This window comes from bacterium (assembly GCA_023150945.1).
Classification (GTDB): domain Bacteria; phylum Zhuqueibacterota; class Zhuqueibacteria; order Zhuqueibacterales; family Zhuqueibacteraceae; genus Coneutiohabitans.
On sequence record JAKLJX010000012.1, the window covers coordinates 120,840 to 133,287 of the forward strand.

The window sequence follows — 12,448 nt, forward strand, 5'->3', positions numbered from 1 at the left end:
CCTTTTTTCGTTGCAGTAATCGTTTACCATGACCCAAACCTCCAGCATTCGCCTGCTGCAAGAAAAACTGCGCCGCAGAGAACAAACCTGCGCGGCCCTGGTGGAAGAACATCTTGCCCGTCTCGCGGCGGCGACTTCGCTGAACGCTTTCCTCACGGTGTTGGAGGAGCGGGCGCGCCGCCGGGCGCAGCAGATCGATGCCCGTCTGCAGCAGGGTAAAGCCGGCAAACTCGCCGGCTGTCTGGTCGCGGTCAAGGACATTCTCGCGATCAAGGGCGAGCGCCTCACCTGCGGCTCGCGCGTGCTGGCGAATTTCGTTTCTCCCTACGATGCCACGGTAATCGAGCGCCTGGAACAGGCCGATGCCATCATCATCGGCAAGACCAACATGGACGAGTTCGCCATGGGAAGCTCGAATGAAAACTCGGCGTTCGGGCCGGTCAAGAATCCCGTCAATCCGGCGCACGTGCCCGGCGGTTCTTCCGGCGGCTCGGCGGCCGCGGTGGCGGCGGGTCTGGTGCATGCGGCGCTCGGTTCCGACACCGGCGGTTCCATTCGCCAGCCCGCGGCATTCTCCGGCGTGGTGGGTTTGAAGCCGACCTACGGCCGCGTTTCACGTTGGGGATTGGCAGCCTTCGCCTCTTCACTCGATCAAGCCGGCCCGCTTGCCACCTGCGTGGAGGACGCGGCCCGGTTGCTCGAAGTCATTGCCGGCGTCGATGCGCGCGATTCCACTTCCGCGCCGGTGCCGGTGCCGGAATACAGCACTCTGCTCGACGGCTCGGTTCGCGGAAAAACCATCGGCTTGCCGGTCGAATATCTCAGCCACGACGTGCAACCGGAAATCGCTGCCGCTGTCAGCCGCGCCAAACAACGGCTGGCGGCAGGCGGCGCGGTGCTCAAAGAGGTTTCCCTGCCGCATACGAAATATGCGATCGCCACCTACTATGTCATCTGCACGGCGGAGGCTTCTTCCAACCTCGGCCGCTATGACGGCGCCCGTTACGGCCAGCGCGCGCGCGAGTCTGCCTCACTGGAAGAACTTTACGTCAACAGCCGCAGCCAGGGCTTCGGCGCGGAAGTGAAGCGCCGCATCATGCTCGGCACGTACGTGCTGTCCTCGGGTTACTACGAGGCCTACTATCGCCGCGCCATGAAAGTGCGCACCCTCATCCGCCAGGATTTCGAGCAAGCCTTTCAACAGTGCGACGCTTTGCTCATGCCCACCACCCCCACCACTGCTTTTCGGCTCGGTGAAAAGGTGGATGATCCCCTCACCATGTATCTTTCCGACATTTTCACGGTTTCCATGAACCTCGCCGGTGTGCCGAGCATTTCGCTGCCGGCCGGTAAAGACAACGCCGGCTTGCCCATCGGCCTGCAACTGGCCGCCCCGGCCTTTGCAGAAGCCACGCTGTTTCGCCTCGCGCATTATCTGGAACATACCGGTATCAACGAGCCATCCTGATGCGAGATATCATTCCTGAATTGCTGCGCTGGCACAGCCAGGGCATTCCGGCTGCCATCGCGACCGTCATCAAAACCTGGGGCTCGGCCCCGCGGCCGGCGGGCAGCCGCATGGCCATTGCCGCCAACGGTGAATTCACCGGCTCGGTGAGCGGCGGCTGCGTCGAAGCGGCCGTGATCGCCGAAGCGCAGCAGGTCATCAAAACCGGAATTCCGCGACGGCTGGAGTTCGGCGTTGCCGACGAAACGGCCTGGAGCGTCGGCCTCACCTGTGGCGGAAAACTCGAAATCTTTGTCGAGCCGTTGCATGGATAAAGCCTTGCTCGAAACCTGCCAAAATCGTCTCGCTGCCGGTGAAGTGTTGGTGCTCGTCACGGTCACGCGCGGCGAGGCTGCGCTGCTCGGACGGCATGCGCTCCTCACCCGCAGCGGCGAATGCCAGGGTTCGCTCACGGATCCGGAGGTGATTGCCTTTGTGCGGCAGGTGGCGCTGCCGTTCTTCGAGCGGGAAAACTGCGAGTTGGTGCGATTCCGTGATCTCGAGCTTTTTCTGGAAACGTGCATGCCGCCGCCCAAGCTGATCATCGTCGGCGCGGTTCATATCGCCGTGCCGCTGGTGCACCTCGCGCACACCCTGGACTTTCGCGTGATTCTGGTCGATCCGCGCGGCCAATTTGCCACGGCGGAACGGTTTCCCCATGTCGATCAAATCGTGCGCGGCTGGCCGGAACCGGCGCTGACCGAAATCGGCATTGACGCCAACACCTGCGTCGTGGTTTTGACCCATGATCCCAAACTCGATGATCCTGCCGTCATCACCGCCCTGCGTTATCAACCCGCCTATCTCGGCGTGCTGGGCAGCCGCAAGACCCGCGAAAAGCGCTTTCGCCGGTTGCGGGAAGCGGGCGTGCCGGAAGAACAGCTCAGCCGCGTGCATGCGCCCATTGGTTTGAACCTCGGCGCGGCCACGCCCGCTGAGATTGCGGTCAGCATCATGGCGGAGATCATTGCGCGGCGCCGGCTTGCCCCGGCGGCAGAAGCAACGGCGCCATGAACGTTTCCGCCCTGGTGCTTGCTGCCGGTATATCCCAGCGCATGCCGGGCAGTAACAAACTGCTCCTGCCGCTCCGCGGCAAAACCATTGTCGCACACACGGTCGATCACTTGCTGGCCGCCGAAATTGCCGAAGTGCTGGTGGTGGTCGGACATCAGGCGGAGCTGGTGCAGGGCGCGTTGTCCGGCCGCGCGGTGAATTTCGTTTTCAATCCGGACTATGCCGGCGGACTGTCGACCGCGATCGTTGCCGGTGTGCGGGCGGCTTCCACAGCCGCGCAGGCCTTTTTGATTTCGCTGGCCGATGTTCCGCTGGTCACGGCCGCGGAAGTGAATCTCTTGCTGCAGTCATTTACTCGCCGCCGGGATTGTTCCATCGCAGTGCCGGTTCATGCCGGCCGCCGCGGCCATCCCGTGGTATTCGATCGCGTGCATGAACGCGAATTGCTGGCGCTCACCGGCGATGCCGGCGGCAGGACGATCTTGGCCGCCCATTCGCAAGCCGTGCTCGAGGTCGAAATGCCGGTGGATCATATCTTGTGTGATGTTGATACGCCGGCAGCCTACGAGCTTGTTTGTCTGCGCTGGGCGGAAATCGGGCGAGGGTGACAGTGCATTAGTTCTTGGTTGCCGTGAAAAGTACTTCCGCTAGCGCTGTCATTCTGCAAGAATTCCGTGAAGACCTGGGCGCCGTGCCGCTTTCTCTGCAAGATTCCTACTGAATGACAGGTCAAAGGGGCCAGCCAGGCAGATGAGAGTAACACCACACCAGCCCCGGGCATCACCCATCAGTCTGCAATTCACTCAGTTGGGCATGAATCGGCCGCGCGCAGCGGCGAAAGAACTTTCCAGAAAGGACCGGCGATGGAGGCCAAAGTCACCAAAACGCGCCAATACCGTGCGGCGATGAACGAAAAGATTCTGAACAGCGGCTTCAATGATTACAAGAAGTTTTTCGCGCTCGACAACAAGGCTTATCTGGCCGGCGCGCTGTCCGCCAAGCACAAGGAGATGATGGGGCTGGTGGCCAGCATGGTGTTGCGCTGCAACGATTGCATCTTCTACCATCTCGACCGCTGCGTGAGCGAAGGCGCCACGCGCGCAGAGATGCATGAAGCCATGAACATTGCCTTGATTGTGGGCGGCTCGATCGTCATTCCCCATCTGCGCTATGCCTTTGAGATGCTCGAGCAGCTTTACGCGGAGACGGAATCCCGCTAGATGTCTGGCGCTTCAAATCAGAACAAGATTCTGAAAGATTCTTGGCCACTACAGCATTTTTCAAATGCGTGTGTAGGTTCGTAGTCCTGCCCCCTCGTGGGGCCGCTGTTGCAACCGCGAATCCATTGGCTGCAACAGCCGCCCACAAGGGTCGGCGACTACAAACCTTTTTATGCAATTGAAAACGGCTGTGAGATACGAAGGCACGAAAAAGCAGAAGTCATGACATCAAGCTTTTTGGGGTGGCTTGGTGGTGTCTCAAACTAGTGCTTTGTTACTTTGATTTGCATAAGCGATTCCGAGTGTCATTCAAAAAGAATCTTGTGACGTACTTGGCGCCGTGCTCAAATCTTCACAGGATCCCTGCCGGATGACATTCATGGTGGCTATACAGATCAAGGCAACAGGCCACTCGTCGGGTTCAATGCTGCTCGCAGGGCTTTGAATTTCAGCTTGTCTGAAATCTGGCATAGTCTGCTGCGCCTGGTTGCGCGCGCCTTTTCTCGCTGTTTCATTCATGATTCGATTACCAGACTTGCAGGAGTGTGTGCATGTCGTCCACCAATCCCGTGGTCATTTCCGTCACTGATCTGCACAAATCCTTCCATCACAATCAGGTGTTGCGGGGCGTCGATTTGCAGGTGGAAGCCCGCGAGCTGACCGTGCTCATCGGGCCTTCCGGTTGCGGCAAATCGACCTTTCTGCGCTGCTTGAATTGCCTGGAAGTGATGGATCAAGGCCGCATCACCATTGGCGGCATAACGCTCGAGCGCCGGCACAAGTCGCAAGCGCTGAGCAATGACTTTCACGCCAAGACGCGCACGCTGCGCACCAACGTCGGCATGGTGTTTCAGAGCTTCAATCTCTTTCCCCATCTCACCACGCTGGAAAACGTCATGCGGCCGCCGATGGTGGTGAAGGGCCTTACGGAGGCCACCGCCAAAGCCCGCGCCCTGGACTTGCTCGGCAAAGTCGGGCTGGCCTCGCATGCGAACCACTATCCCTCCCAACTCTCCGGCGGGCAACAGCAGCGCGCTGCCATCGCCCGCGCGCTCGCCATGGAGCCGCAGGTGATGCTGTACGATGAGCCGACCTCCGCGCTCGATCCCGGTCTGGTCGATGAAGTGCTGAACGTGATGAAGCAGCTCGACGAGGAGGGCATGACGCAAATCGTGGTCACGCACGAAATGCGCTTCGCCCGCGATGTCGCCGACAAGGTGGTTTACTTCGAAGGCGGCAACATCGTCGAAAGCGGGCCGCCCAGCCGGATCTTTTCTGCGCCCGGCGACGAACGCACACGCAAGTTTTTGCGAAAGTACTTGTGAGCACCGACGCCGGCTGCCGTGATAATGCTGTCTGCGTTTCGCCGGCAATCATCCAACGAAATCCCTCTCTCAGCCGACGCCAACAACACCGACTCATGAACAAGACCCCGGTTTTCCTGCTCAATATTCTGCTCTGTCTGCTCAACCTGGTTGCGCCGCGGCTGCTGCCGGCCCAAACCCCGGCCAATCCGCCGTTGCGCTGGGGCGCGGATGCGGAAGGCGGCGCGCCCTTCATCTTTCCCGACCGCGAGGATCCCAGCCGCATGCTGGGATTCGAAGTGGATCTGGTCGCCGCGCTGGCCGCGCAATTGCAGCGCGAACCGGTGTTCGTGCAAAACCAGTGGGACGGCCTGGTGCCCGGCTTGCGCATCGACAACTATGACATTGTTGTCAACGGCCTGGAGATCACACCGGACCGCGAGCAGGAGATCAATTTCTCCATGCCCTACTACGTCACCTTCGAGCAATTGACGGTGCGCAAGGACACCTATGATCTCAACAGCCTGCAAGATTGCAGCGGCAGGATCGTCGGCACCTTGAAGGCCTCGCTGGCCGAGCGCATCCTGCAGTCCCATCCCGGCATCGAGATTCGTTCCTACGACGGCCAGATCACCGCGTATGAAGATCTCGCCCTGGGCCGCCTCGATGCCGTGCTGATGGACCATCCCATTGCGCTGTACTACGGCGCCACCAATCCCAAACTGAAACTCGTCGGCGATCCCATCGGCGAGATGAAATACGGCATTGGCCTGCGCAAAGAAGACACCGCGCTGCTGCATGAAATCAATCGCGCCCTGGAAGAATTGACCGCCAACGGCACCTTGCGCGCAATTTATCAGCGCTGGAACTTGTGGACGCCGCGGCTGGCAGCGTTCTTCAACGATCGCCAAGCTTCCAACGTGCAGCCCGAGGCCTGGCAGGCCTTCCTGCGCACCAACCGCCTGGAACGCACCTGGCAGGACAAGCTGGAGCAGTATCGCGTCAAATACCTGCCCCTGCTGCTCAAAGCGGCGATGGTCACCATCGGGCTTTCGCTCTCCTCCATGATTCTGGCGATCCTGTTCGGCCTGCTGCTCTCGTTGCTGCGGCTTTATGCGATGCAGCCGTTTTCATTCCTCGCAACGTTCTACATCGAAGCAGTGCGCGGCACGCCGCTGCTGGTGCAGTTGCTGTTCATCTACTACGCGCTGCCCCAGCTCATCGGCGTCAAGCTTTCGCCGGTGGTGGCGGCGGTCGCCGGCCTGGCGCTGAACTACGCCGCCTATGAAGCCGAAAACTATCGCGCCGGCATCCTCTCGATTCCCCGCAGCCAGATGGAGGCCGCGCTCGCCCTGGGCATGACGCGCTGGCAGGCGCTGCGCCACGTCATCATTCCCCAGGCATTGCGCTTGGTGATTCCGCCGGTGACCAATGATTTCATTTCTCTCATCAAAGACTCTTCGGTGGTTTCCGTCATCGCCATGGTCGAGTTGACCCGCGAATACCAGCGCCTGGCAGGCATCGACTTCGACTACCTCGGCCTGGGCGTGGTGGTGGCGGTGATGTACTTTCTCATCGGCCTGCCGTTCGTGCGTCTGGCAGGCTGGGCCGAACGGAAATTCTCGCTGGACAAACGCGCCACCGCGCCGGCCGCCAACCCGTGAGCAACACTTGACCGCCGCACTCTCCCACACGATACTGCCATGACGAAACGCATTCTTGTCTGTGCCGCGTTTTTCACCTGCTGCGCACTGGCGCCGCTTCTTGCCCAACCAGTTTGGGAGTACCGGCTGCGGCTGGAAGATCCACAGGCGCATTTGCTGCAGATCGAGCTGACCGCGCCGGCCGCAGCGCCGCCTCAGGATTTCAGCCTGCCGGCTTGGGCGCCGGGATCTTATCAGATCGCGAACTACGCCAAATTTGTGCAGGACTTTGCCGCCGTCGATGCCGCCGGCCGGCCGCTGCCTTTCACCAAAATCGACAAGCAGACCTGGCGCGTCACGACCGCAAGTGGCAGCGGAAAAACCACGATTCGCTATCGTGTCTTTGCCAATATTCTCGGCGACACCGAAAGCGAGTTCAACGAGGAACACGCGCAGGTGTTTGGTCCGCAAGTTTTCATGTATGCCGTCAATCAGCCGGCGCGGCCGGTGCGCCTGCGCGTCGAGCAATTGCGCGGCTGGCGCATCGCCACCGGCTTGAGCGCGGTGAATGACTCCACCTTTCAGGCGCGCGATTATGATGAATTCATCGACGCGCCCCTGGAAATCGGGAATTTTCTGGAAGCGCGTTTCACCTTAGCGGGAGCGCAATTCCGGCTGGCGGTGCACGGCGAAGAGGACAGTGCGCGGGTTCACGCTTTCGCGCGGCAACTGGCGAAGATCGTCGCGGAGCAAATGCGGATGATGGGCGGGCCGCCGTTTCAGGAGTATGTCTTCATCTGGCACGTTGATGCCCGCGCGCAATATTACGGTCTCGAACATCTCAACTCGACCAGCATCGGCATGCCGCATCGCCTGGGCGATTTGCGCAGCGCCGACGAGGTGTCGTTCAGTTACTCCGGTTTGCATCGGCAGGACATCGATCTCGAATTCGCCGCGCATGAGTTCTTTCACTTGTGGAACGTCAAGCGCATCCGCCCGCGTGAGCTGGGACCGTTTGATTACGCGCGCGAAGTCCACACCACCGGTTTGTGGATTGCCGAAGGCTGGACCGATTACTACGGCTATCTCACCCTCTTGCGCACCGGTCTCTGGTCACGCTGGAAATGGTTGCGGCTGTATGCGAATTTGCTGAGCGAATATCGTCTGAGCAGCGGCTGGCGGTTTCGCAGCGCTGATCAAGCCAGCCTCGACACCTGGCTGTGGGCTTATGGCAACGGTGAGCAGGGCAATCTTGGCCAGACTTATTTTTCATATTATTCTCACGGCAATTTGCTGGCCTTGTGCATGGACCTGCGCATTCGCAGCGCAAGCCGTGGCGAACGCAGCCTCGATGACGTCATGCGCGTCATGCTCGCGCGCTTCGGCCATCCCCAGCCGGGATTCACCCGCGCACAGTTCTGGCAATGCCTCGCGGAGGTGACGGCGCTGGATTGGCGCGCTTTCCGGCGCGATTACGTTGAAGGCACGCACGAGCTGCCTGTGGGTGACTATTTGAAGCTGGCGGGAATCAAGATCGACACGGTTTCAAATCTCGACGCGCCCTACCTGGGCGTAAGCGTGCGGGAGCAGGACAAGCAAGCCGTGGTGGCGGCAGTGGGATATCGCTCCAGCGCCGCCCAAGCCGGCCTGGAAGTGGGCGATCGCTGGCTGGCGCTCGATGACCAAACCGTTACGGCCGAAAACTGGCAAAGCCTGCTCGCGCGCAAGGCCATTGGCGCGAAAGTGGTATTGCTGGTTTCCCGGCGTGGCAACATTCGCCGGCTGGAGGCAGTGTTGCAGAGCCAGCCGCCGGTGTCTTATGAACTAAACGTTGTGGAGGAAGAAGACCCGGCTGCGACTGCCGTGCGGGAGGCATGGTGGCGGCCTTATGTTGCAGGGGAAGATTGAAGATGAATGCGCAACACCGCCGAATGCCGACAAAAAAGCCCCATTTCCCGCGGCGCGTGCTGTTGACACGAGCAGAATCGCGAGAAACGGGGCAACCTTGTCATGCGCAGTTGGCGCGCGGAATGAGCCGGCGATCCGTTACTTCAGGAGCAACATGGTTCTGGCTTTGACAACCTCACCGGCTTTCAAACGATATGTGTAAACGCCGCTGGCCAGCCGCGTGCCGCGATCATCCGTGCCATTCCAGCGCACGGCATGAGTGCCCGCGGGCAGGGAAGTTGAAACCAGCGTCCGGATTCTTTCACCCTTCAAGTTGTAAATCTCCAGCTCTGCAAAAGCCGGCCGTTCCATCCGGAATGAAATCGTGGTTTCCGGGTTGAAGGGATTGGGAAAGTTTTGCGCCAGCTCGAAACTCGCCGGCTGGCTGCTGTTGCCGGAGTTTTCCGCCACCGCGGTGGTCAAGGAGGCCAGGCGGCCGAAATAGGAAGCATTGGTGAAATTGGGATTGGTTTCACCATCCTGGCTGGTGGCCTGCGCGACAAAGAAATTGCCGCGCGAAACCCAGGAGTAATCGATGCTGACCGTGGTATCGGCCAGGAACAGCGTTCCACCGAAGTAAGTGAGACTGATGGTTTGCGAGTTGGCGCGAATGCGCAGGCAATCAAAGTCACCGACCGGCAGCCGCACCCGGCCCCAGGCATCGACACTGTTGTTGGTCGTCGAGCGGATGATGGTCCCGAAGGAGGCTGGATCGCCGATGGTGTCGGATTCCACTGCGTTCCAACTGGTGCCCAACTGCAACGGCAGGGGAGCAATGTCGCTGCTGCCCATGACGTCGGCGATGGCAGTGTCCGGCGTCACGAATCCCGAGCCCAGTGTCTGCAGGTTCGCCGCGGCCACTTGCAGATACAGATAGTACTCGACGCCCGGCTCTGAGGGCATGGTGGTTTTTTGCGCCAGATTGGCTTGAGGATATTGACCGGCAAACGGCGTTGCCTGCGGCGACACGAATTGATTGATGACTCTGTCCGCCTGCAACACGATATTGCGAAAATCCCACGTTTGATTCGCGCCGGCCGCGCCGACGTTGACGATCACGCTGCCCGTGGTGTCATAATCGAATGCCTGCGACTTGCCGATCAGCCCCAGCAGATCGCTCGACGTGATGGTGATCTGTGCCGAGGCCAGCGAGGTCGTCAGCAGAACTGCGGACAGCGTAAGCAAAGTGTGTCGTAATCCTGTTTTCATCCTGTTCTCCGAGAATGTGATGAGACTGCAAGTGGCGCCGCACACCGGCGCTGCAACTGCCGGTATCATACGCAGGCCTTTGGAAAAAAGTTGAGTTGGAAGGTCAAATATCGCCTGGTCAAATGCAAAATAGATCATTTGATCTATGTCACGCCGGATTCGTTCCGGTTTGTGCTCCCTTTTTGCGTCCGCCGCGATTGCTGGCGCTGCTTTGGTGAACAGCCATGTCGAGAAAAAAACTGCGCCGGTTTGCCGAGCTGGCCACTTTTCCCAATGTCTTTTATCATCCGCTTGACCTGAAAGGGCGATGGCACGAGCGCTGTTTCAAGAACGAGCATGCCATCACCCTCGAGCTCGCTTGCGGCAAGGGCGAGTACACCATTGCGCTCGCCCGCCGTTTCCCGGAGAGGAATTTCATCGGCGTGGATGCCAAGGGCGCGCGCTTGTGGACCGGCGCGAAGATCGCGCTGCAGGAAAATCTGGCGAATGCGGCCTTTCTGCGCGGGCATATCGAGAATCTCACGGAGTTCTTCGCCCCGCAGGAAGTGAACGAGATTTGGATCACCTTTCCCGATCCCCATACTGAAAACACCAAAGCCAAAAAGCGCCTGACCGCGCCGCGTTTTCTGCAGAAGTACCGCGCGCTGCTGCCGCCCTTCGGCCGGATTCATCTCAAAACCGATGATCCCGGCCTGTTTGCCTTCACGCTGAAAACCGTGCCGGCGGAAAGCGGCCTCATCCTCACGGCGATTCCCGACGTCTATCAACATACCAGCGATGACGAGCTCCTGCGCATTCAAACGACCTATGAGCGCCGCCATCTCGCTGCCGGCAGAACCATCAAATACGCGTGTTTCCAACTGGCGCCGCTTCCTCAACCCGAGAAAATCCGCAATGAACTGCTGCACACTTGAAAGTACCAACAAATTCTTCAACACCCAGGCCGGCAGCATGTTGCGGCGCTTCAAGCGGCGCGGGCTGCGGGTGGAACAAAGGCTGCTGGTCCAAGGCATTCGACGCAGCGGTCTGACGCCTTCCGACATTCTCGAGATCGGTTGCGGTGTGGGCGCGCTGCATCTGACCTTGCTGCAAGACGGCGCCGCCGCCGCCACCGGCATTGACATTTCGGAGAAAATGATTGCCGCGGCGCGCCAGCTCGCGGCGGAGTTGAGGCTGCATCAGCGCACCCGCTATCAACAAGGGGATTTCCTCGACCTGCAGGAAAGCCTGGCTGCGGCGGATATCACGATTCTCGACAAGGTGATTTGTTGCTACCCTGAAGCGCAGCCGCTCATTGCCGCTGCGGCGGCCAAGACACGCCAGTTGTTTGCGGTGAGCTATCCGCGCCCAAGCCGTTTCGCCAAGCTGGCCTTTCGCTTGCTCCTCGTCGGATTGAAACTGTTGCGCATCAAATTCCATCCCTACTATCACCCGCCCGGACAAATCGAAGAGTTGATCCGCGCGCAAGGTTTTGAAAAGGAGTTTGACGAGCGAACGCTGATTTGGGCGGTGCAAGTCTATCATCGCCGCGTTTGAAGCCGCGGTGAAAGCCGTATCTACTGCAGGAGTTTCTGCGGCGCTCACACACGCTGTTCGAAAGGATCGTTCATGAAAGCCATACGCATTCACCAACTGGGCGGCGCGGACGTGCTGCAACTCGAAGAGATTCCCGTCCCCGAACCGGCCGCCACCGAAGTGCTGATTCAAGTTGCCGCCAGTGGCGTCAATTTTATCGATGTGTATTACCGCACCGGCCTTTACAATGTGACGTTGCCCTTCACGCCCGGCAATGAAGCGGCGGGTGTGGTGGTGGCTGCCGGCGAAAAAGTCACAGACCTGCAACCCGGTCAGCGCGTGGCTTTCGCCATGACCCTGGGCGGCTACGCGGAATACGTTGTCGTGCCGGCGTGGCGCGTGGTGGCGTTGCCGGAGGCCCTGGCATTCGAGGTGGGCGCCGCAGTCATGTTGCAGGGTATGACCGCGCATTACTTGACGCACACGGTCTATCCGCTCAAAGCGGGCGACACTTGCCTCGTGCATGCGGCTGCGGGCGGCATTGGCTTGCTGTTGGTGCAAATGGCGGCGCAGCGCGGCGCACGGGTCATTGGCACGGTTTCGACGGAGGCAAAGGCCGCGCTCGCGCGCGCCGCCGGCGCCGCTGAAGTCATTCTCTACACGCAGCAGGATTTTGAGCAGGAAGTGAAGCACTTGACGGCGGGCAGGGGCGTCGAGGTGGTGTATGATGCCGTGGGCAGGACAACCTGGGAAAAAAGCATGAACTGCTTGCGGCCGCGCGGTTATCTCGTTTTCTTCGGACAAGCCAGCGGCGCCGTGCCGCCGATTGATCCGCTAGCGTTGAGCGCCAGAGGCTCGCTGTTCATGACGCGCGCCACGCTCACGCACTACACCGCCACGCGCGAGGAATTGTTGTGGCGGGCGAATGATGTCCTCAATGCCGTCATGCAGGGCAAGTTGACTGTGCGCATTCATCGCATCTTGCCGCTGGCAGAAGCGCGGCGGGCGCATGAGTTGTTGGAAAGCCGCCAAACCACTGGCAAGCTGCTCCTGCAGCCCTGAGTTTGGCGCGGATTCGGGGCCGTGCTG

13 protein-coding genes are annotated in these 12,448 nt (G+C 60.2%); 11 read left to right on the top strand and 2 right to left on the bottom strand.

Annotated features, from left to right (window positions below):
• Positions 1 to 28: 28 nt before the first annotated feature.
• The 5 genes from gatA to L6R21_16405 all read left to right on the top strand — a co-directional run bounded on the left by gatA (position 29) and on the right by L6R21_16405 (position 3,741).
• Positions 29 to 1,468: an Asp-tRNA(Asn)/Glu-tRNA(Gln) amidotransferase subunit GatA gene (gene gatA, locus L6R21_16385; protein MCK6560773.1), complete on the top strand. Its 1,440-nt coding sequence runs from the start codon at positions 29 to 31 to the stop codon at positions 1,466 to 1,468.
• Complete coding sequence (locus L6R21_16390; protein MCK6560774.1) at positions 1,468 to 1,782, top strand: XdhC family protein; 315 nt, start codon at positions 1,468 to 1,470, stop codon at positions 1,780 to 1,782. The genes gatA and L6R21_16390 overlap by 1 nt, the downstream gene beginning before the upstream one ends.
• Entirely contained in the window at positions 1,775 to 2,521 is a 747-nt protein-coding gene (locus L6R21_16395; protein ID MCK6560775.1) for an XdhC family protein, read from the top strand. The genes L6R21_16390 and L6R21_16395 overlap by 8 nt, the downstream gene beginning before the upstream one ends.
• Positions 2,518 to 3,129: a nucleotidyltransferase family protein gene (locus tag L6R21_16400; protein MCK6560776.1), complete on the top strand. Its 612-nt coding sequence runs from the start codon at positions 2,518 to 2,520 to the stop codon at positions 3,127 to 3,129. The genes L6R21_16395 and L6R21_16400 overlap by 4 nt, the downstream gene beginning before the upstream one ends.
• 255 nt (positions 3,130 to 3,384) lie before the next feature.
• Positions 3,385 to 3,741 (top strand): carboxymuconolactone decarboxylase family protein, encoded by a 357-nt coding sequence (locus L6R21_16405; GenBank protein MCK6560777.1) that lies wholly within the window; start codon positions 3,385 to 3,387, stop codon positions 3,739 to 3,741.
• A gap of 309 nt (positions 3,742 to 4,050) precedes the next feature.
• Here the strand turns inward: L6R21_16405 and L6R21_16410 are convergent, their stop codons facing one another.
• Positions 4,051 to 4,260 carry a hypothetical protein gene (locus L6R21_16410; protein ID MCK6560778.1) on the bottom strand — a complete coding sequence of 70 codons (210 nt, stop codon included), beginning with the start codon at positions 4,258 to 4,260 and terminating at the stop codon, positions 4,051 to 4,053.
• A gap of 32 nt (positions 4,261 to 4,292) precedes the next feature.
• On the opposite strand from L6R21_16410, the gene L6R21_16415 reads away from it, so the two are divergent.
• The 3 genes from L6R21_16415 (at position 4,293) to L6R21_16425 (ending at position 8,596) form a co-directional block, all read left to right on the top strand.
• Positions 4,293 to 5,066 carry an amino acid ABC transporter ATP-binding protein gene (locus L6R21_16415; GenBank protein ID MCK6560779.1) on the top strand — a complete coding sequence of 258 codons (774 nt, stop codon included), beginning with the start codon at positions 4,293 to 4,295 and terminating at the stop codon, positions 5,064 to 5,066.
• 95 nt (positions 5,067 to 5,161) lie between these two features.
• Positions 5,162 to 6,709: an ABC transporter substrate-binding protein/permease gene (locus L6R21_16420; protein MCK6560780.1), complete on the top strand. Its 1,548-nt coding sequence runs from the start codon at positions 5,162 to 5,164 to the stop codon at positions 6,707 to 6,709.
• A 39-nt stretch (positions 6,710 to 6,748) separates the two neighbouring features.
• Complete coding sequence (locus tag L6R21_16425; GenBank protein MCK6560781.1) at positions 6,749 to 8,596, top strand: PDZ domain-containing protein; 1,848 nt, start codon at positions 6,749 to 6,751, stop codon at positions 8,594 to 8,596.
• Positions 8,597 to 8,734: 138 nt separating this feature from the next.
• On the opposite strand, the gene L6R21_16430 is transcribed toward L6R21_16425, so the two are convergent.
• Positions 8,735 to 9,844: a T9SS type A sorting domain-containing protein gene (locus L6R21_16430; protein MCK6560782.1), complete on the bottom strand. Its 1,110-nt coding sequence runs from the start codon at positions 9,842 to 9,844 to the stop codon at positions 8,735 to 8,737.
• Between the two features lie 224 nt (positions 9,845 to 10,068).
• Between L6R21_16430 and trmB the strand changes: the two genes are divergently transcribed.
• The 3 genes from trmB to L6R21_16445 all read left to right on the top strand — a co-directional run bounded on the left by trmB (position 10,069) and on the right by L6R21_16445 (position 12,421).
• Positions 10,069 to 10,758 carry a tRNA (guanosine(46)-N7)-methyltransferase TrmB gene (gene trmB, locus L6R21_16435; protein ID MCK6560783.1) on the top strand — a complete coding sequence of 230 codons (690 nt, stop codon included), beginning with the start codon at positions 10,069 to 10,071 and terminating at the stop codon, positions 10,756 to 10,758.
• Positions 10,739 to 11,380 (top strand): class I SAM-dependent methyltransferase, encoded by a 642-nt coding sequence (locus L6R21_16440; GenBank protein MCK6560784.1) that lies wholly within the window; start codon positions 10,739 to 10,741, stop codon positions 11,378 to 11,380. Before trmB ends, L6R21_16440 begins: the two co-directional genes overlap by 20 nt.
• Positions 11,381 to 11,452: 72 nt before the next feature.
• Positions 11,453 to 12,421: a quinone oxidoreductase gene (locus L6R21_16445; protein ID MCK6560785.1), complete on the top strand. Its 969-nt coding sequence runs from the start codon at positions 11,453 to 11,455 to the stop codon at positions 12,419 to 12,421.
• Positions 12,422 to 12,448: the final 27 nt, after the last annotated feature.